The organism is Xenophilus azovorans DSM 13620, assembly GCF_000745855.1.
Classification (GTDB): Bacteria; Pseudomonadota; Gammaproteobacteria; order Burkholderiales; family Burkholderiaceae_C; genus Xenophilus; species Xenophilus azovorans.
Window position 1 is genome coordinate 150,441 of record NZ_JQKD01000005.1, and the last position, 17,102, is coordinate 167,542.

Genomic DNA, 17,102 nt, shown 5'->3' on the forward strand with positions numbered 1-17,102 from the left:
GCTTACAGGATGCCGGTGGCTTCGGTGAGCAGCCAGATGCCGATCACGAGCAGCACGGCGCCGATGGCGACGGTGAGGCCGAACTGGCCCCAGGTCTTGCGGCCGGTGTGGATCTCTGCGTAGGTGCCGTAGGCGTGGTAGCACACGCCAATGAACATGGAGGCCACCACCAGCAAGGCCACGAGCATGATGATGTCGTAGCCGTAGTTGCGGATGGTCTCCATGATGCCGTTGCCGGTGCCGCGCGTGGGGTTCTCCAGTTGCGGCAGGCCCTGCGCGAACGACAGCGCGGGCAGCGCGGCGGTGCCCAGGGCCACGGCGGCGCGCTGGGCGAGACGGGAATTGAGGATGCGGTTTTGCATGGTCAGGCCTTTCAGGTCAGGAGAGGAGGAAGAAACTCAGGACGAGGTACATCGCGACGAAGCGGATGCAGACGCCCAGGAACTGGCGCTGGTTGAGGCGGCTTTCCGACCACCCCACGTAGGCCGTTCGGATGGCCCACACGCCCCACACGAGCAGCACGGCGAAGACGGCGCCGACCAGCACGGTCGCCATCGCGGAAGGCGCGATGCCGCTGTTGGCTTGAAATGCCGAGACCTGGGCGCCGTTCATGGCTTGCCCTCCGCAGACGTCGACGGTGATGGTGGGGCGGCCCGCTCGGCGCGGTAGTCGCCGGTCAGTTCGGTGGGGTCGCGTGGCTGGGCACGCGACGGCGTGAGGTGGGCCTGGATGCCAGCGCGCACACGCGCCAGGTCCACCAGCAGCCGTGGGTAATCGAAGTGGTAGCGCTCGCCCGGCTGGACGGGGGCATGCGCGGCGCTGTCCGTGACGGTGCGCTCCAGCGCGTCGAGCTGGCGCAGCGCGGCGACCAGCTCCTGGCGTTGCGCCGGGGATTCGGCCAACGCCGTCTGGGACTGGCCCAGCAGGAGGGCCGTCACGAAAAAAGTGGGCACGCCGCGATGCGCGGCGCGCAGCCAGGTTGAAGCCACCATCGCGCCATTCCTGTGTGATCAGCAATGGCTTGATCGTGGAGATCGGGGTGGCTTCAGGCCGCAAACAATGGGAACTCGCTGGCGACCGGATTGATGGAATCGCAGGAGGCCTTCGGTGCTGGAAAGTGGCTACATGTGCCAGCACCGAACGCAGAATTGGCCGTTCGAGCGATTGGGTGAAAGAGCGCTCTGGATTATTCTTTCGATATGTCAGATTGGCGTTTTTCGCGTCTCATGCACTACAAGCTCGATGGTCGTCGCGCAGTGCTGTGCGACAGCATGGTGGAGTGGTCCGCGTGGTACGAGGTGGCCGACCGTCGCGTGGCGGAAACATGGATCGACGACGTCCGTATTTCAACGGTCTTCCTCGGCCTGGACCACAATCCCGTACCCGGCGCTGATCCGGCCTTGTTCGAGACGATGGTCTTCGCAGACGACACGACGCACGAGATGCGCCGGTACTTTATCTGGGAAGAAGCCGAGGCCGGTCATGCCGAGATGGCCGAACTGATCCGCGCCGAAATGGAGGCGGCGCAGGTTCAAGCCACGCAGGCGTGGGCGAAGGTGTACGAGCGAATCAAGGCCTGAGCACCGCCTGGTGTCAACGCTGCCCGCTCCACTGAGTCTCACAGGTACTTCTTGAAGCTGCCCGCGGTCAGGCTCACCGCCAGTCCCAGCAAGGCGGCGCTGGGCAGCAGGATCGCGAGCGGATGCACCGAGATGGGCAACGCCAGATACGTGACCCAAGGCAGCAAGGCCAGTGGCATCAGGCTGGCTTTGGCACGGTGGTAGATGAAGCCGGATTCGCGGCCCGCGCCGAACCGGCGCACGTCACGCCGCACCAAGCCGTCGATCAAACCGACGAAGGCTGCCGTGAAGATCAGCGGCAACGTGAGCACCAGGACCAGCAGGCGCACCAGGAAGGTCAACGTCGTGAAGGCCACGGCGATCAGGTAGCTCTCGGCCCAGACATAGACTTGGCTGATGTAGTAGCGGAAGTTGCGCCCCCCGTCCTGGTTTTTCCCATGGCTGGGTGCGCGGGCGCGCTCAGCGGTCTGGCTCATGCGCTCCAGCAGCCCCGAGTGCACGAACACCCACTCATACCCTCTATCCACCAGTTCGTGCGCCGTGCGCCCTGGCTCCTGCACGACCACGCTGCGCGTGAAGTGGCCGGAAAGGTGCCCCAGCTCGTACTGCAGCATCTGCTGGGAGTGGCGCCAGCCCTGGTCCTTCCAGAACAGGTGCATGCCGACGCACTCCACCACGATCGAAAACAGCAACGAGCCGATCAGCACCCCGAGCAGCCGGAACGGCAAGGTGATGGTGCCGACGATCAGGCCCTGGCGCTGGTTCTGCTCGCGCTGCGCAGTCGAGGCGGCGTCCTTCATGGCGAGGCCTCGTCGCCGGTGCCATCGTCAGCGCCGGTGGCTGCGGCAGTAGGCGCGGCCGGAGCGGCATCGTCCAGCAGGTCATCGGGCAAGCCCGCGTCCTGCAAGGCCGGGGAACTGGTGAACTCCCACCACTGCGTAGCCTCGGTATAGCTCTGGCGCATGTAGCCCGCGAGCTGTTGCAGATCCTGCGGCATCACCTCATCGGGGTCAGGTGCGGGCAGCGGCATCCTGATTTTCCAGAGCTGTCCGCCCTGCAGCAGCGCGAAACACTGCCCCTTGGGCAGGCCGACGACGTGCGATGGCTCGATCATCGGCACGCTGGACATGCTGATGCGGTCCTGCGTGTTCGACGTGAAATCCGTCGCGCCGCGGATGTCCGAACTGTCCGTCGCACCCGAGACGATGGTGGTGGTATAGACCTCGACCTTCGGCAATTGCCGGGTCAGCAGTTCGGCGGTGGCCGTCTCCCGGACCCGCAACATGAACAGGTTGTTGAAGTTGCCGATCACCTGGCCAGCCTTCGCGCGGTTGCCGATGCGGGCCTCGATGTCCGAGAGGGTCTGCGTGTACGCGGTGACTTGCAGCCCGGCGCCGCCGCCCTTGTTGATGAGCGGGATGAACTCGTCGCCCATCAGCTCGTTGAACTCATCGGCATGCACATTGATCGGCACGCGCGTACCCGCCGACGCCGCAGGCAGGCCGTCGTCGATCCCATGCTTGTAGATGTGCCCGGCGACCGACACGAGATCGGAGAACATGGAGTTCCCGACCGCCGCGGCGACCTCGGCGTCGGACAGCGCATCCAGGCCCACATAGACGATGGCGCGCTTCCTGATGATCTGCATCCAATCGAAGATCGGACGCGGGTCGGCCAGGTCGGAGTAGTTCGGGGCCAGGAGCTGAGCGATCTTGCCGCTGGTGAGCTTCTCCAGCAGCGGCAGGAGGCTGGCGACGATCTTGTCGAAGTACGTCTTGTCGTACCTGACGGCAGAGCGCAGGCCGTCGAGCACGGGGTCGTAGTTGCGAGCCTGGGAGAGGTACTGCTCCAGCGCCACGACGCGCTTCTCGCGCCCGATCATGTTGCGCGGGATGTTCTTCTCGTTGAGCTTGGCCTCGATCTGGACGATCACCTCCCAGGCCTTGGGCTCGGTCTTGGCGAAGTAATGCTGGGCGTACTCGATGAACAGCGCGTCGATGTTGATGACGTGCCGCTGGATCAGCATGTAGTCCGGGCGCTGCCCCAACTCCACCAATGCCCTCGCGATGATGTTCACGAAGCGCCAGGCGAATTCGCGGAACGCCGCGCTGTTGCCCTCGCCGGAGAGTTGGCCCGCGATGCGGGTGGCCACCTCCGAGATCCGCCCGAAGCGTCCCACGGCGTTGTAGCGCGCGGAAATCTCCGGCCAGCCCAAATGGAAGATGTAGAACTCGCCCTCGCGATCCGCGCGCTTGGCCTCGACATACATCCGCTTCAGGAGATCGGCATCGCCCTTGGGGTCGATGACGATGACGACCTCATGCTCGCCCGCGGCGTTCTTGCGGCGGATGTCCTGGGTCACGAACAACTCGGCGAGCCGGGTCTTGCCCACGCGCGTGGTGCCCAGCACCAGCGAATGGCCGACCCGCTCGCCCAGGGGCAGGCTGACGTCCACCTCCTCGGGCTCTATGCCATGCAGCCGTGGCAGACCGCCCACGGGCGGCAGCGGCCGCACCGGATTGAAGGGAACATCCCAGCCCGTGAGCCTTGGCAGGCGTGAAAGCGGAAACGGTGCGAATTCCAGCCGCTCCTCCAGCCGCCGCGCCAGCCGGTAAGCAGGTGTCGGCTCCACGTAGCGGCGGAACTCCGGCCGGTACGTCTGCATGAGCCTATGGGTGTGCTTCTGCTCCCACAGAAAGCCCCGCCCTATGAAGAGGCGCTGCTGGCTGACCGGCACGTCCCGGCTCGTCATCACGTAGCGCGGCAACCTGCGGATGTTGCGCCGGTAGCGCAGGATGACGCGGGCATCGCGGTAGCGGATCGCGCCGTAGGCGCCGAACGCCAGCGCGCTGCCGACGCCCATGGCCGGGCTCAACGCGAGCGACCACGGGGCCACCAGGGACAGAAACGCGGCGCCCGCACATGCGGCGACGGTGTATAGCTCCACCGCTGGGCGCAGCAGAACCTCGACCGGCTGTTTCCCCGACATGGCTTCATTGCTCGATGCCGGTGGCCGTGATCAGCGCCGGGTAGTGCCGTAGGCCCAGGCGTTCTACCAGGTCGTCACCGGATGCGGGCGCCAGCGGCACGCCGGGCGCCAGTGCGCGCAGCCGCGCCAGGGCCTGTGCGGTCTCGACGTTGACCACCAGGCCGACCGCACCGCGCTCGCGCAACGAGGCCGCATGGCGGCGCAGCCACGCCTGGGACGCCGCGTCGTCTCCGACGACCACGAAGGGCCGCAGACCCGGCGCTTCGATCACCCGCCGCGCCACGGTGCCGGGCGTGAGCTTGGCGCTGCGCACTGGCAGCATCGCTGCCTCATCGGCAGGCGTTGCCGGGACCTGGGGTACAGGGATGGGCGGCCGCGCTGTGCCGTTGCCATCCGATTTGCGAGGCTGAAGGTTCAGGGCTTCGTAGTACGGCAGTGCCGAGGTGCCGCCCCGGTCTTCGACCACGATCAGCGGCTCGGCGGCATGCGAGGCCAGCGGCATCGCCGCCACCAGCACGAGAAGGCCTTTCAACGTGAGATTGGCCAGATGAGATTTCGTCATGGGGAGGTCTCCTGACGCACGGCGAGCGCCGCGACGGTGGGGCGCGTGCCCTGCACGCGGGCGAGATGCCGGGACACGCTGCGCCGATACCGCGCGGCGGGCTCTCCGCCTGCGGGGCGGTGGTAGCGGCCGATCGCGAGCAGCCAGTCCTCGCCGGGGACGTATTGCTCTTTCAGGATCTCGGCGGCGATGGCGAGGTTGCGGTACGGGTCCATCAGGTCGCACGGGCTGGTGAAGCGGTGCTTCTGGTAGCCGAGGTTGATCTGCCCCAGGCCGGCGTCGATGCGTGTGTGCGGCGTGGAGCGCATTGCCTGCTGCAGGCCAGTGCAGGCGTCGGCGCGGGTGGCGAAGCGACGTGTCTGACCGGCGACGTTGAGGGACCACGGCCACGGCACGATCCGCCCGTTGCGCCGAATCCCGCTCTCCTGCAATGCCACGGCGTAGAGCACTGCCGAGGGAATGCCGGCGCGCTGCGCGGCGAGCTGGTAGGCCGGCGGTGGAACCTCCTGGGCATGGGCGGTGCCGGCGTTCGAGCCGGCGGCGAGCAGCAGCGCGAGCAACATGCGCGAGGCAGGCACGGCGATCAGGGTTGACGCTGCCATTGGCCGTTGACCTCGCGCACGACAGCCGGCAGTTCGCCGGGCAGGCCCAGCGACAGCCAGCGGCCGCCATCGTGGTTGAGCGTGATGCTGCCGCTGCGCACCCGTGCCGGGTCGATCTGCGCGCGCTTGGCCCAGTCGCGGATGCGCGCATCGTCCTGGCGGCTGCCGACCATGTACAGGTCGAACGGGGAACCTGATGTCTGCAGGCGCTGCACGAGCTGCCCGCAGGCCGCGCAGCCGTCCTTCACGAAAACCGCCGTCCGGCCGCTGCTGCGCACGGCTGCGGCGCTTGCTGTGGTGCCCGGCATGTCGTCGGGCAGGTTCACGCGCTGCATGCCGGGGTTCAGGCGCTGCCACGCGGCGTCATAGGCGCGCTGGTAGGCGAGCAGCTTCTCCACGCGGCGCGCCTCGGCCTGCACTTGCAATTCGGCATAGCGCCGCCGCTCTTCATCCGAGCGGGCCTCGACGCCCAGCGCGGACAGCGGGTCCAGGTTGGGCGAGTAGATGCCCAGCGGCCCCTCCATGAGTTCCCGGTAGCGGACGAACTCGTCGTCGCGCAGGCCCCATTCCTTCGCCAGCCGCGAGTCCTGGCTGTGCGCGATCTGACTCTGGCTCGTGCGGGCGGGCTGGACGTTGGAGGCTTGCTGGGGTGTCTGCTGTGCTGGCGCCGGCAGGTGCAGCGTTGCCAGCAGAGACAGGATGAGGATGGGATGGCGTTGCATCGCGTGGCCTCCTCAAGGAACCGCCACGCGGCGGATCTGCTCGCCGGCCTGGAACACGGCGGTGCTGCCCTCGATGGCCTGCAAGCGCCATGGGCCGACGGCATCGCCCGGCAGCAGCACCTGCACCTGGTCGGCGGTGAAATCCCCCGCAGCTGGCGCGACGGACACGCTGCGCTGGCCGGCGCGCAACTCGGCGCCCACGACACGGAACGGCAGCGGCGGTGGCACGGGGGTGACGGCGGCGGGCTTGGGTGGGCGCGGTTGTACTGGTGCGGGAGCACGCGCCGCTGTCTGGCGCGCCTTGATCTGCTCGACTTCGGCACGCAGCGCCTGAAGCTCTTCCGCGGCGGCATGGCCTCCCAGCGCTTGCTCGGCCTGCGCGATGCGCGCCTCCAGGGCCTGGCGGGTGTCTTGCAGGCCTGCTGCCGTGGCGGCCGCTGGCCGCTGCTGCAAGGCCTGGGTGGTCTCGGCCAGCCCGGCCACCTGCGCTGCGAGGCGTTGCAGGCCGGCATCGGCCCGCTCTCGGTCGGCCAGTTCGTTCATCGCCTGGGAGCCCAGGAGCACGAAGACGCTGAGACAGAGCAGCCACAGCCAGAGCAGGCTCTGCACGACCACGGCGGCGGTCGCGCGCCGGGGAGGCTGCGCGGCGTTCATGGCTGGCCTCCGTCGATGGGAAATGTCTGCACCGCCTCGGCGGCGGGTGCCTCGGGAACCGGCTCGGCCGCTGCGTCGCCGCCGGGCCGCTCGAAGCAGACCTGGCGCGTGCGGTCATCCGCGTGCAGTTCCCAGGCCGGCCCGGCCAGGGTGAGCAGCGCATCGCGCAGGCTCATGGGACCGAGATGCAGGTGCGCTGCCGGCAGCGGCAGCGCGTACAGTTCGATCGCGGCATGCGCCGTCTGGCACAGGCCGTAGCCGCTGCGCTTGAGCACGTGCCGCAGCCCGTCACCGACCGTGGCGCGGGCGTCCTCGGGCATGGACACGTCGATGGTCTGCAGCAGCAGGTCGCGCTGCGCCGCCAGCGGCGCCAGTTCCACGAGGGTGTAGCGGCCGTAGCGCACGACGGGGATGAGTTCTGACGCCTCGGGTGCGGGCGCGGGCGAGGCTTCCTCGATGGCGTCGGGCGCCGGTGGCGCTGCGGTGGTCGCGCAGCCGCTGGCCAGGACCGCGGCCAGCAGGCCGGCGCCGACCAGACGCCGGGGGAGATGGATTGCGAGCATGGCATCGGCTCTTCTGTTGGGATGCTGATACCTTGGCCGCACGCCGCGGCGCGGTCAGCCAGAAATGCGAACTGCGGGCTGCCCGGTTTTGGCGGGGCGGGGCGTATCGTCTGGGGGCACGCCGACGTTGCAATGGCTGTGGCGCGTAGACGGGCAGCCAGCTTGGCCTACTGCATGGCGATTTGCATTTGATTCGCGATGTGGGACATAAAATGGTACATTGCGCGAATCCATTGCAAAACATCGCCCTGGCCATGCCTCAACACCTGTCGGATGTCCTGAACGCCTGTGAGCGCGCGGGCAAGCTGAACGTGCGCGGCAAGGACTTACACGCCAAGCTGCCCGATGCGAGCCCCGAGGCACTGCGCAAGGCGCTGTACCGCCAGCAGCGGGCCGGGCGGCTGGTGCGCCTGTCCCGCGGCTCGGACCATTGGCTGATCGTGCCGTTGCAGTACGCGGCCACCGGCAGTCCGCCGCTGGAGGCCTGGCTCGACGCCTACCTGCGCAAGACCCTGGAGACGCCTTACTACGTCGGGCTGCTCAGCGCGGCGGAGGCCCACGGCGCCTCGCCCTATGCCGTCATGGTCACGCAGGTGATGGTGGAAACCAAGCGCCGCCCGATCACCGTTGGCCGGCACGAACTCGTTTTCCACACCTGCGCGCGCATCGAAGCGATGCCGACCCGCTGGCACGAGAGTGCCGATGGCCGCTTCAAGGTCAGCACACCCGAGTTGACCGCGCTGGACCTGATCCAGCGCGACAGCGCGCTGGGCGGCATGGGCCGGGTGCGGGAAGTTCTGCGCGCGCTCTGGTCCCACTGCACGCCGGCGGGCCTGACCCAGGCGCTGGACGCCCTGCAGAGCGTGCCGGTGGCGCAACGGCTCGGCGCGCTCCTGACGCTCGACGAGCAGGCCAACCTGCTGGCGCCGCTGTCCCACTGGCTGCGGGGCAGGCCGATGCGGCTGATCGCGCTCGAAGGCCCGCTTCCCCCAGGTGAAGAACGCAGCGACCACACCAATACAGATTTCAAGGTCTGGATGGGACCCCAGCAAGGAGCCAATACGTGATGCAGCAAACCCACCTGACAGCCTGGCAGTCCCATGCCCCCTGGCCCAAGCGCAGCCAGGTCGAACAGGACCTGCGCCTGTCGCGTGGCGTGGCCGCGATCTTTGCCGACGAAGTGCTGCGCGAGCACCTGGCCATGCGCGGCGGCACGGTGCTGCACAAGGCCCACCTGGCGCCGGCGGCGCGCTACTCCGAGGACATCGACCTGGTGCTGGTCAAGGCGATGGACACCGACACGCTGGACCGCCACCTGCGCCGCGTGCTGGCGCCGGTGCTGGGCCGCCCCAGCGATTCGCTGATCGCCGATGCCTGGCTGGCGATCCGCAACGTGTTGCGGCCTTCCAAGATCCTGCGCATGGCCTTCAAGTTCGTGCCGCTGGGCCTGCAGCGCGAGGAGACCATCAAGGTCGAGGTCAACCTCAACGAAAGCGCCTCCCTCTATCCCCTGGTCGACGTGGCGCTGGACGTGCTCGACGACGAGGGCGACCCCCTGCAGGCCGTGGCGCGCTCCTACGACATCAACGAAATGCTGGGCACCAAGACGCGCGCGCTGATGCAGCGCGAGCAAGGGCGCGACCTGTTCGACCTGGCCCACGCCTGGCAGCTCAGCGAGGCCGGCAGCACGCCCTACGCCGTCGATGGGGCCAAGGCCATGCAGGCGTTCGTCTGGTATCTGGAGAAGGAAGGCACGCAGTTCAGCGCCCAGGAAGCCAACGCGCATCTGGACGCGCGCCTGGGCAAGGCGGGCTTCCGCCATGACATGGACACGCTGCTGCGGCCCGGCCTGCCGGCCTTCGATGTGGACCGGGCGGGCGAGATCGTGCGCGAGGCGTATTTCAGGCACTTGCCATAGCGCCCAGGAAAAAGGCCCCGGGTGGGGCCTGTGAAAATGGTTGTCGTACTTCGCCGGATCAATCCCTGGCCAGCTTCAGGCCGGGATCGACCTGCGCCAGCTGGGTATGCGCCCAACAGCGCACGAGCTGGCCGTTTTCGCCGACTGGCCGAACCGCCATCGCTGACGAATACCCGCCCAAGTCGCTGGTGTCGTAGCAGATGACTTTGACCTGGCCGGCGTCGCAGCGGACAGATTGGATTTGGCGGTCGGTCATATCGAGCACGATGACCTGCGGGACAAGACCCAGTTCGCGGGCGGCCGACAGGACGGCTCCGTGTTCGGCTGCGTCGAAGCAGACGAACGGCCCTTCATACCGAGCTTCTTCGGCCAAGTCCTTGGCCTTGCCGTAGTGGATACCCAGGTCGTATTCTTCCTGGGTGATCCAGACCTTGAAGACTGGCATGTCGGGACTGCCAGAGACATCGATGCAGGCAACCGCGACTTGCATCTCGATCTCACCGTCATCGGCAGGTTCGGTCGAGGGGATGATGGCTTGGCCCGAGGGAACTTCGTCGGCCATGCCCATGCGCTCGCGCATTTCGTCGACGAAATCCTCGGGGGCCATCAGGCCATAGCGCGCCAGGCGCAAGGGAATGTCCTCTGCACCGAGGTTGCCGTCCTCGATGCGCTGCTGCATGAAGGCGGCGATCTCGGCTTCGAGCGCATCGCTGTTAGTCGCCGAGGGCAACTCGGTCACCTCGATCGACCAGGCATCCACCTTCGCGGCGGTCTCATCGATTAGCAACCTCTCGCCGATGGCGCGTTCCCACATGCGTTGTAGCCGTGCCAGCATTTCAGGCGCGGCCTCACCGTTGAGCAGATAGGTCACGTCCAGCGTCAGGCGAGCATTGACGGTTTCGGGCGTAGCTTGGGTATGGGTATTCATGGAAATCTCCTTGGGATGGAAAAAGCGCAGCCACGACCACTGAGATCGTGGGCGTGGCTGCAAGGTGGAAACAACGGAAAGCCGGCGGCACTAGGCCGGCGTTGGCATGGGATCAGGCGGCAACAAGCTGCCGGGCCAGTGCGACCTCGACGGAATCACCATCCTGGTTGAGCACATCCAGCCCGGACTCGGGCACGTCTCCCGACGTGCTTTGGGACACGAGGATCTTCTTGGCCATCAGCGCGAGGCATGCCATCTGCGAAGAGGCGGCATACCCCAGGTAGATCACCCTCACGGCCAGCTTCTGGCCGATGCGCCAGGAGCGGCGCGCGGCCTGCTGCAGCGTGTAGACGTTCCACCCCGATTGCAGAAACACGATCGTGGGGAATTCGAGCAAATCCAACCCCGTCTTGACGAGTTCGGGGTTCGTGATGAGAACGTCGATGCCCCGGTCCAGCTGCTCGGCAATCCAGTCCTCGCGCTGGCTGGCATCCACGCTCGCGCGCAGCACCGCCACCCGAAAACCTTCCTGCTCCAGCAGCATCTTCAACCGGCTCGTGGTGTCCCGCGTGCCGGTATAGACCGAATAGACCAAGGTCTTGCGACCCGCTTCCTTCTCCTGGCGGCAGATGTCGATCAGTTCGCGCTCCTTGGGCATCACCTGGAGCTCGTTGAACTGAGCCGGGGTGAAGGCCAGCACCTCGCGCGTGCGCGGATGGCGCACCGTCTCCGCCCTGAAGCAGCAGTCGGGCCACGCCAGCAGCGTGTTGAGGACCACGCCCAGCAAGGTGGTGTCCCGCTTGCGCAGGGCCTCCTTGAGCTGCTGCGTCAGGCTGGAAGCCAGCTTCTGATACGCCTCGCCTTGCTCGGCGCTCATCGCCACGTCCCGGAACTCTTCGTCATACGGCGGCAGAACGCCACCGATGTCGCGCAGCTTCAGGAAGATGGTGTACGGCAGGATGCACCGCAGCACACCCTTGGGGCCGAAGCCCGGAGCCTTGACCGTTCTGACCGTGACCTTGCTGCCCTTGGCCGTCTTGTGCGCCGGGCCGTCGGACTCCGAATAGATATCCCGCAAGACCCCGTGATCCCTCATGAAGGCCATCGCGGCGGCGTTCATGCTGCCGTTGCGGCCGGGGATGTAGCCGTCCTCGATCATGCGGCCCGGAAGCGCGCGGAAGAGCAAATGGAAAAGATCGTCGGCATACCCGCCCATCAGCGTGCCGGTGAGCGAGACCGTTTTGCGGACCTTGGACGCGATGACGCCCATGGCTTGGCCTTGGGCGGAACCCCCGGTCTTGTACTCGTGGGCCTCATCTGCGATGAGTAAGTCGAACGTGCTGCGCGGCAGATAGCGCTTCACATACTCGCTGGGCTGATAGCCGCCTTCGCCAAAGCCGAACTCCATGTTCGCCATGGCCCGCTCCATGCGGTGCGCCTGGCGATCGGAGAACACCAGCTTCCCGCTCGCGTCCATCAGGTTGATGAAGTTGTGCAGGTTGTCGCCGAGCATCGAGGCCAGGAAGCCGTCCCCGAAGGTTTTCATCAGGCGCTGCGCGGTGGCTTCGCCGATGGTCGGGATGCGCTTCAGGGCGCGCAGTACGGCCGAGGACTGATCGCTGCCGGAGAGGGCCCGTGGACGCATCAGCGTCCACAGCGCGCCGCCGCAGCCGCTGCACTTGCGGCGGAACTCTTCTGCCTCCAGTTCTTGAACAGGGATCGGCTCGCCGTCGAGGTTGGTGATGACCTCCCCGCAGTGCGGGCAGACTCCCACGTCGCCGTGGCGGGTGCGCTTGTGCGCAAAGGCGGGTTTCCAATGGAACCCCATCCTCATGCGGACACGACCGAGGACGAAAAACTCCTGCGCCGGCGAAGGCACGCCCAACTGCTCGCGCAGCTTGATGAGCTTGAGCAGCGTGTCCGGGCCATTGAGCACCCAGACCTTCGCGCCCGCGACGGTTTCGAGAATTTCCCGGCGCCACTTGTAGACCAGGTGCGGCGGGCTCAGGACCAGCGTGCGGCGGTAGCCCTCGGCGTGCAGAACCGCCGCCAGCGCAATGCCGATGGTGGTCTTGCCGGTGCCCATCTCGCCATTGACGAAGACAGCCCGCTCGCCCTGGTTGACGAGCAGTTCCGAGGCCGCATGCACGACCTCGGCCTGGGCGGGGAACAACTGGCGTTTCAGCCCGGCCAGCACCAGCTGGCGGTGCGGGCGCGGCGTGCCGCTGTAGACGGGCGGGTTCGCCCGGTTGAGGGATTCCAGCAGCTCGTCCCCGAACTCGGAAACGAAGTCCTGAAGGCTCATGGACAGCTCGGACGATTCCTGTTCGAGCAGATCGTCCACGGGGGACGAGATATCAGCGGCCGGGGCCGCTTCGATGGCTTGCGCGTTCATGGTGATGCTCCAGAAGAACGGGGCATGCACCACTCCCCAAGGGGCGATGGCATGCCCCAGGGTGGGAAGGAAAGGTCGGCCGGATTCGGGACCTGGCCGGTGATGACGACGATCAGTACTCGCTGGGCAGCAGCACTGTGGTGACGCTGCGATCCCATTCGGTGATGACCCAGACCTTCAGGTTCGGGCCGACCTCGTAGGCCGAGAACAGACGGTCCTCGCCCGACCTCAGCGCGGCGTCGTTCTGGCGCCGGTCGCTGTCGTCGAGGTCGCCCCAGTCGCCACCGAGATGGCGGCGCAGATAGACGTTGGGATTGAGACGGCCTTGCTGGACCAGTGCTGACACGCCATTGGTCATGACGATCTGGCCCGGGTCAAAGCGAACATTGGGAACAAGGCTGATGAAGACGGATTCGGGTGCCATGGATGGCTCCTTGGAGATGGAAGGGCCATGGCGCCCCATCGGGGCGCAGACCCCGGTGGGTGGAAAGAAAGAACGCCGCGGCTGCGGACGTTCTGCGATCAGATCAATGCCATTTCTTCGGGCAATTGCACGACCGTGATGCGCTGGTCGTCACCGGTGATGACGACCAGAAACAGCCGTGGCGTGATCTGGAAGCGCGACGTCATCGGCGCGCCTTGTTCCAGCGCGACGTCGTTCGACTGGCGCTCGGCCTCGCTGACCTCGCCCCAGTCGCCGCGCAGATGGCGCTGCACGAAGGGCAAAGGATCGATGAGGCTCTTGCTCGCCAGCCAATGCACCTTCTCGCTCAGCTTGAGCGTGCCCAGTGCGAACAGCGGTTGAACTGGGGGCTTGCGCCCCTGAAAGATGGACAGCATGGGGATACTCCTTGCAAGGGATGAAGACCAGGCGGCAAGCCGCCCTTGGGAATCAATGGATGGTGAGAACCTGGCCCAGCGTGGCCGAGCCGGGCGTGAGGTCCCAGGCCCGAATCACCGGGACGAACTTGTCCGTCAGGATGCGGGTCTCGGCCAAGGAGCCGTCGTCGCGCTCGCGGTACTCCACCGCGGAAGACTTCTGCTTGAACGTGTCGCCCTTGACGGCCAGGATGCGGCCGCCGAGTGACTTCACGACACCCGAGATCGCACCGGCCGCGAGGGCCAGTGCCAGGTGCCATTTGGACAATTCACGTGCCGGAGCGCGCAAGGTCTGCTGGGTCGCGCCGAGGTGGGTCTCGAACGCGGGCCACAGGCCGTTGAGGCGCCGCACTTCATCGGCGAACTGCTCCGGCTCCATGCTGATCCGGTAGAAATGCTCCGGCTCGGCCTGGGCCGTGGGGACCACATACGGCAGCAGCGTCCATTCGGACGGCAATTCATCCGCCTCCTGTTCGCCCAGGCCGATTTGCAGCAGCCGGGCGCGGAACGCTTTCACGTCATCGCCGGCCTGGTCGCGCTGCCGGACACGTCGTCCGAACACCACGACCTGCTTGAACTGCTTGTCCGCCGCCTGGAACACGGACAGGTCCGTGAAATGGCGTGTCAGCCAGCCGACCATCTCCTGATCCAGCACATAGGACGGTAGGATGAAGACAAGGATGCCGCCGTACTGCAACAGGGGCAGCGTGCGCTGGTAGAACAGCTTTTCCAGACGGGCGCGGCCCTTGCCTTCGTAGCCCAGGTTGCCGCTGGTGTCCCTTGCGAGATCGCCATAGGGCGGGTTGAGCCACAGGAGGCCGAAGGCCTGCCGCGAGATCATGGTGTCCATCAGGTCACCGTGGATGCAGTGATCGACCAGCAGCCGGGCATGGCTGGCCCGCTCCTGGTCGAACTCGACCGCATAGGCGCTGGCCAGCTCAGGCCCGAGGGCATGGGCGGCTTCGGCGATGGCAACGCCTTCGCCTGCGCAGGGATCAAGAATGCACATCGACCCGCTGGATGTGGAGTCTGCGGGCGCCAGTGCGCCGAGGGTTCTTTCGAGGGTGGTTGCGTCGGTCGGGTAGTAGCCGTTCTTGGCGAAATTCCGAGCGAGCCTGGGGAACATCAATGCCATGGAAATCTCCTGTCTGGCGGGTATGAAGGAAGTGATGGATGCGCGCAGGGCACGCATCCATCGCGGCAACGTCAGGCGGTGGCCGCCATCTCCAGCGCGGCCGGAGCCGGCTGCTGGGTCGGATGGGCGGCGAGCACGCCTTGGCGGATGAGGTCGCCCAGCGCGTTGGTGAGCGCGGGCACGTCGATGGCGAGCCGGAACCCTTGCAGCGGCCCGAGGGCCACGGGCAGGGAGCACAGCATTTCGCGCTCGCGCAGCAGCGCCAGGACGGGCGATTGCCAGTGGTCCAGCAGCGGCAGCGGGCACGTGTCCTTGACCAGGTGCCACAGGCGTGACGTGGGATCGGCCGCGGAGCGCGGCAGCAGCGCCAAGGCGCTGGCCGAACTCTTGTCGGGCCGGATGCAGCGCCGGTCGAAGAGCCAGAGATTGACCATCGAGCCGAACAGCGTGCGGCGATAGCTGCGGGTCAGGCGCTTTTCCAGCCGCTCGACCGAGCCGACGAACACGGGCAGCGAGCTGCCTTCGCTGGTGATGACGTGGAACTGGTCCAGGCCGTCCTCGCTGCGACCCAGGGTGAGCCGCCCGATGAACTGCTGGATGGCGGTGTCGCGCGCCCAGACCGAGAGAAAGATCAGGTCGCCCTGGTCCCCGCAGACGCAGGCATCGGCCATGAGGTCGCTGCATTCGTCGATGCGGTACAGGGGCTGGTCGGATGAAGTGGCAGGCATGGTGGTTTCCTCGATGTGAGGGGCGCACCGCCCGCAGGGGCAGTGAATGCCCCGTTAAGGATGAAGGAGCGCGCAGTGCTTGGGGCGGATGCCTCGACTGCGCCGCAGGTGACGTCAGGCTCCCAGTTCGGCGAACGAACCGTCGGCCTGGTGCTTGACGACGCGATTGCCGACATTTCCCACGTAGTCCTGCTGGACTTCGGTGAACATGGTGTCGGGCACGTCGATGTGGAAATGGCCCAGGACTGCACGGTAGTAGTCCAGGCCGTGGCCGAACGGGTCTTCCTCGTGCAGGTTGCTGTACAGGAAATCCTCGTCCTTGACCTTCATGGCGCTGTCGATCAACTCGGCAGGCTTGCAAATGGTCAGGAAGAAGTAGCGCAGCGGCCGATCCCAGCCGATCATCACGGTGATGGGAAATCCCTTGTGATGGGTTTCGAAGAGGTGCTGACTCATGGTGGTGTGCATGGATGAGCTGGAACAGCACCGCCCGCAGGGGCAAGTGCCGTCCCAATGGGCGGAGGGAAAATGCTCAGGCCGTCAGTTCCGCGGCGGGAGCCGCGGCTGCCGTGGGTGAGCTCGATTGCGCGTGGTAGGCGCGAACGCCTGCACGCCATTGGGCGGACTGCTCCGGCGCGAGATCCAGATAGGACAGTGGGCACGAGTAGTAGAACGGGTGCATGGACTCGTCCATCGGCTTGTAGCCCCATTGGCGGCCACTGCCTTCCAGCAGGTCGCAGCGGATGTAACGCAGGGATTGGCCCGGCGCGAGATCATGATGCAAGCCTTCGACCTTGGCGGTCATTTCGATCACGGACCACAGCACGTTACCGCGCAGGGTGTGGGCGATGACCTTCGCGCTGCCGCGCTCGGTCTCTTGCGGTGCGATCAGCTCCGCGATCAGTTCAGACCGCGATTGAGGAGAGAAATACCAGCCCATGACAGGCCTCCGTGAAAAGTGGAGCCGGAGGTCTCCCCGCGGGGAGAACCCCCAGCGGGTGATGGAATGCCGCGTGTGCGGCGATGGAACCCAGTGCAGACTAGGAACCGCAGCCGGCCGGGCAGTAACCCAGTTCGATGCCGTGCGTGCAGAAGCCGTTTTCGGCAAGCCAGTCCTGGGTTTCCTGCCGCTCGGCAGGTGTTGCGTAGTCCCATTCCTGGGCCGCGATTTCCAGAGCATGAACGCGCTGGCTTTCCGGCAACCGACTGGCTTGCGCGTCGATCTCCGAACTGAAAAGCGTGACCCAGTGGTCCCAGGACAGGCCGCAGCCGCGCTGGGCGTGTGCGGCAGCCGTCTTGCAGAGAGCCCGCCACGCGGGTTCATCCAGTGCGGAACGGGGCGTATCGCAAGCGATGGTGGACATGATGGAGACCTCCAGAAAAAAAGCCGAGGCCTCCCCCGCATGGGGAAGGAGCCCCGGCGGGTGGATGAAGAACACCGCGGATG

Annotated in this window: 22 protein-coding genes; 3 read left to right on the forward strand and 19 right to left on the reverse strand. The window is 66.5% G+C overall.

The features are described from left to right. Positions 1–2 precede the first annotated feature (2 nt). The 3 genes from Q392_RS03550 to Q392_RS03560 are packed head-to-tail and all read right to left on the reverse strand — an operon-like array spanning position 3 to position 992. Complete coding sequence (locus tag Q392_RS03550; protein ID WP_038201357.1) at positions 3–362, reverse strand: TIGR03745 family integrating conjugative element membrane protein; 360 nt, start codon at positions 360–362, stop codon at positions 3–5. Between the two features lie 16 nt (positions 363–378). Next, positions 379–612 carry a TIGR03758 family integrating conjugative element protein gene (locus Q392_RS03555; RefSeq protein ID WP_003821106.1) on the reverse strand — a complete coding sequence of 78 codons (234 nt, stop codon included), beginning with the start codon at positions 610–612 and terminating at the stop codon, positions 379–381. Next, on the reverse strand, positions 609–992 hold the full coding sequence (locus tag Q392_RS03560) for an integrative conjugative element protein, RAQPRD family (protein WP_038201362.1): 384 nt from the start codon (positions 990–992) through the stop codon (positions 609–611). Before Q392_RS03560 ends, Q392_RS03555 begins: the two co-directional genes overlap by 4 nt. Positions 993–1,226: 234 nt before the next feature. Here Q392_RS03560 and Q392_RS03565 point away from each other — a divergent pair, with 234 nt between their 5' ends. After that, complete coding sequence (locus tag Q392_RS03565; RefSeq protein WP_245610630.1) at positions 1,227–1,580, forward strand: hypothetical protein; 354 nt, start codon at positions 1,227–1,229, stop codon at positions 1,578–1,580. A 38-nt stretch (positions 1,581–1,618) separates the two neighbouring features. Here the strand turns inward: Q392_RS03565 and Q392_RS03570 are convergent, their stop codons facing one another. The 7 genes from Q392_RS03570 to pilL2 are packed head-to-tail and all read right to left on the reverse strand — an operon-like array spanning position 1,619 to position 7,672. Next, entirely contained in the window at positions 1,619–2,380 is a 762-nt protein-coding gene (locus tag Q392_RS03570; RefSeq protein WP_038201367.1) for a TIGR03747 family integrating conjugative element membrane protein, read from the reverse strand. After that, complete coding sequence (gene traD / locus Q392_RS03575; RefSeq protein WP_038201370.1) at positions 2,377–4,569, reverse strand: type IV conjugative transfer system coupling protein TraD; 2,193 nt, start codon at positions 4,567–4,569, stop codon at positions 2,377–2,379. Before traD ends, Q392_RS03570 begins: the two co-directional genes overlap by 4 nt. 4 nt (positions 4,570–4,573) lie before the next feature. Beyond that, positions 4,574–5,131 (reverse strand): integrating conjugative element protein, encoded by a 558-nt coding sequence (locus Q392_RS03580; RefSeq protein WP_038201373.1) that lies wholly within the window; start codon positions 5,129–5,131, stop codon positions 4,574–4,576. After that, complete coding sequence (locus Q392_RS03585) at positions 5,128–5,733, reverse strand: transglycosylase SLT domain-containing protein (RefSeq protein WP_082753608.1); 606 nt, start codon at positions 5,731–5,733, stop codon at positions 5,128–5,130. Before Q392_RS03585 ends, Q392_RS03580 begins: the two co-directional genes overlap by 4 nt. Beyond that, the gene (locus tag Q392_RS03590) at positions 5,715–6,455 is read right to left on the reverse strand and encodes a TIGR03759 family integrating conjugative element protein (protein WP_038201376.1); all 741 of its coding nucleotides are present in this window, start codon (positions 6,453–6,455) and stop codon (positions 5,715–5,717) included. The genes Q392_RS03585 and Q392_RS03590 overlap by 19 nt, the downstream gene beginning before the upstream one ends. A gap of 12 nt (positions 6,456–6,467) precedes the next feature. After that, positions 6,468–7,109 carry a hypothetical protein gene (locus Q392_RS03595; RefSeq protein ID WP_038201379.1) on the reverse strand — a complete coding sequence of 214 codons (642 nt, stop codon included), beginning with the start codon at positions 7,107–7,109 and terminating at the stop codon, positions 6,468–6,470. Next, positions 7,106–7,672, reverse strand: coding sequence for a PFGI-1 class ICE element type IV pilus protein PilL2 (pilL2, locus tag Q392_RS03600; protein ID WP_038201382.1), 567 nt, complete (start codon positions 7,670–7,672; stop codon positions 7,106–7,108). Before pilL2 ends, Q392_RS03595 begins: the two co-directional genes overlap by 4 nt. A 233-nt stretch (positions 7,673–7,905) precedes the next feature. Here pilL2 and Q392_RS31185 point away from each other — a divergent pair, with 233 nt between their 5' ends. Both Q392_RS31185 and Q392_RS03610 read left to right on the forward strand, forming a co-directional pair. After that, positions 7,906–8,739, forward strand: a complete 834-nt coding sequence (locus Q392_RS31185) for a type IV toxin-antitoxin system AbiEi family antitoxin domain-containing protein (protein WP_051952843.1) — start codon at positions 7,906–7,908, stop codon at positions 8,737–8,739. Next, positions 8,739–9,590, forward strand: coding sequence for a nucleotidyl transferase AbiEii/AbiGii toxin family protein (locus Q392_RS03610; RefSeq protein WP_051952845.1), 852 nt, complete (start codon positions 8,739–8,741; stop codon positions 9,588–9,590). Before Q392_RS31185 ends, Q392_RS03610 begins: the two co-directional genes overlap by 1 nt. A gap of 58 nt (positions 9,591–9,648) precedes the next feature. On the opposite strand, the gene Q392_RS03615 is transcribed toward Q392_RS03610, so the two are convergent. From Q392_RS03615 to Q392_RS03655, 9 genes are all read right to left on the reverse strand, one after another. Further along, on the reverse strand, positions 9,649–10,518 hold the full coding sequence (locus Q392_RS03615) for a hypothetical protein (protein WP_038201384.1): 870 nt from the start codon (positions 10,516–10,518) through the stop codon (positions 9,649–9,651). A gap of 112 nt (positions 10,519–10,630) precedes the next feature. Then, positions 10,631–12,913 carry a helicase-related protein gene (locus tag Q392_RS03620; protein ID WP_038201387.1) on the reverse strand — a complete coding sequence of 761 codons (2,283 nt, stop codon included), beginning with the start codon at positions 12,911–12,913 and terminating at the stop codon, positions 10,631–10,633. 112 nt (positions 12,914–13,025) lie between these two features. Then, on the reverse strand, positions 13,026–13,337 hold the full coding sequence (locus Q392_RS03625; protein WP_038201390.1) for a hypothetical protein: 312 nt from the start codon (positions 13,335–13,337) through the stop codon (positions 13,026–13,028). A 98-nt stretch (positions 13,338–13,435) separates the two neighbouring features. Continuing rightward, on the reverse strand, positions 13,436–13,753 hold the full coding sequence (locus Q392_RS03630) for a hypothetical protein (RefSeq protein WP_038201394.1): 318 nt from the start codon (positions 13,751–13,753) through the stop codon (positions 13,436–13,438). Positions 13,754–13,805: 52 nt separating this feature from the next. After that, positions 13,806–14,984 carry a DUF6094 domain-containing protein gene (locus Q392_RS03635; RefSeq protein WP_281173386.1) on the reverse strand — a complete coding sequence of 393 codons (1,179 nt, stop codon included), beginning with the start codon at positions 14,982–14,984 and terminating at the stop codon, positions 13,806–13,808. Between the two features lie 14 nt (positions 14,985–14,998). Further along, positions 14,999–15,655 (reverse strand): hypothetical protein, encoded by a 657-nt coding sequence (locus tag Q392_RS03640; protein WP_038201402.1) that lies wholly within the window; start codon positions 15,653–15,655, stop codon positions 14,999–15,001. Positions 15,656–15,769: 114 nt separating this feature from the next. Next, the gene (locus tag Q392_RS03645) at positions 15,770–16,111 is read right to left on the reverse strand and encodes a hypothetical protein (protein WP_038201405.1); all 342 of its coding nucleotides are present in this window, start codon (positions 16,109–16,111) and stop codon (positions 15,770–15,772) included. A gap of 76 nt (positions 16,112–16,187) precedes the next feature. Then, positions 16,188–16,595 (reverse strand): hypothetical protein, encoded by a 408-nt coding sequence (locus Q392_RS03650; protein ID WP_038201408.1) that lies wholly within the window; start codon positions 16,593–16,595, stop codon positions 16,188–16,190. A gap of 100 nt (positions 16,596–16,695) precedes the next feature. Next, entirely contained in the window at positions 16,696–17,019 is a 324-nt protein-coding gene (locus Q392_RS03655) for a hypothetical protein (RefSeq protein ID WP_038201825.1), read from the reverse strand. Between the last annotated feature and the right edge of the window lie 83 nt (positions 17,020–17,102).

What these genes read in the sequence shown, in the direction of transcription:
- pilL2 (WP_038201382.1), bottom strand. Translation starts at nt 7,672, where the DNA reads ATGCTCGCAATCCATCTCCCCCGGCGTCTGGTCGGCGCCGGCCTGCTG.
- Q392_RS03610 (WP_051952845.1), top strand. Translation starts at nt 8,739, where the DNA reads ATGCAGCAAACCCACCTGACAGCCTGGCAGTCCCATGCCCCCTGGCCC.
- Q392_RS03550 (WP_038201357.1), bottom strand. Translation starts at nt 362, where the DNA reads ATGCAAAACCGCATCCTCAATTCCCGTCTCGCCCAGCGCGCCGCCGTG.
- Q392_RS03595 (WP_038201379.1), bottom strand. Translation starts at nt 7,109, where the DNA reads ATGAACGCCGCGCAGCCTCCCCGGCGCGCGACCGCCGCCGTGGTCGTG.
- Q392_RS03645 (WP_038201405.1), bottom strand. Translation starts at nt 16,111, where the DNA reads ATGAGTCAGCACCTCTTCGAAACCCATCACAAGGGATTTCCCATCACC.
- Q392_RS03635 (WP_281173386.1), bottom strand. Translation starts at nt 14,984, where the DNA reads ATGCGTGCCCTGCGCGCATCCATCACTTCCTTCATACCCGCCAGACAG.
- Q392_RS03585 (WP_082753608.1), bottom strand. Translation starts at nt 5,733, where the DNA reads ATGGCAGCGTCAACCCTGATCGCCGTGCCTGCCTCGCGCATGTTGCTC.
- Q392_RS03565 (WP_245610630.1), top strand. Translation starts at nt 1,227, where the DNA reads ATGCACTACAAGCTCGATGGTCGTCGCGCAGTGCTGTGCGACAGCATG.
- traD (WP_038201370.1), bottom strand. Translation starts at nt 4,569, where the DNA reads ATGTCGGGGAAACAGCCGGTCGAGGTTCTGCTGCGCCCAGCGGTGGAG.
- Q392_RS03615 (WP_038201384.1), bottom strand. Translation starts at nt 10,518, where the DNA reads ATGAATACCCATACCCAAGCTACGCCCGAAACCGTCAATGCTCGCCTG.
- Q392_RS03580 (WP_038201373.1), bottom strand. Translation starts at nt 5,131, where the DNA reads ATGACGAAATCTCATCTGGCCAATCTCACGTTGAAAGGCCTTCTCGTG.
- Q392_RS03640 (WP_038201402.1), bottom strand. Translation starts at nt 15,655, where the DNA reads ATGCCTGCCACTTCATCCGACCAGCCCCTGTACCGCATCGACGAATGC.
- Q392_RS03590 (WP_038201376.1), bottom strand. Translation starts at nt 6,455, where the DNA reads ATGCAACGCCATCCCATCCTCATCCTGTCTCTGCTGGCAACGCTGCAC.
- Q392_RS03650 (WP_038201408.1), bottom strand. Translation starts at nt 16,595, where the DNA reads ATGGGCTGGTATTTCTCTCCTCAATCGCGGTCTGAACTGATCGCGGAG.
- Q392_RS03560 (WP_038201362.1), bottom strand. Translation starts at nt 992, where the DNA reads ATGGTGGCTTCAACCTGGCTGCGCGCCGCGCATCGCGGCGTGCCCACT.
- Q392_RS03555 (WP_003821106.1), bottom strand. Translation starts at nt 612, where the DNA reads ATGAACGGCGCCCAGGTCTCGGCATTTCAAGCCAACAGCGGCATCGCG.
- Q392_RS03655 (WP_038201825.1), bottom strand. Translation starts at nt 17,019, where the DNA reads ATGTCCACCATCGCTTGCGATACGCCCCGTTCCGCACTGGATGAACCC.
- Q392_RS03620 (WP_038201387.1), bottom strand. Translation starts at nt 12,913, where the DNA reads ATGAACGCGCAAGCCATCGAAGCGGCCCCGGCCGCTGATATCTCGTCC.
- Q392_RS03625 (WP_038201390.1), bottom strand. Translation starts at nt 13,337, where the DNA reads ATGGCACCCGAATCCGTCTTCATCAGCCTTGTTCCCAATGTTCGCTTT.
- Q392_RS03630 (WP_038201394.1), bottom strand. Translation starts at nt 13,753, where the DNA reads ATGCTGTCCATCTTTCAGGGGCGCAAGCCCCCAGTTCAACCGCTGTTC.
- Q392_RS03570 (WP_038201367.1), bottom strand. Translation starts at nt 2,380, where the DNA reads ATGAAGGACGCCGCCTCGACTGCGCAGCGCGAGCAGAACCAGCGCCAG.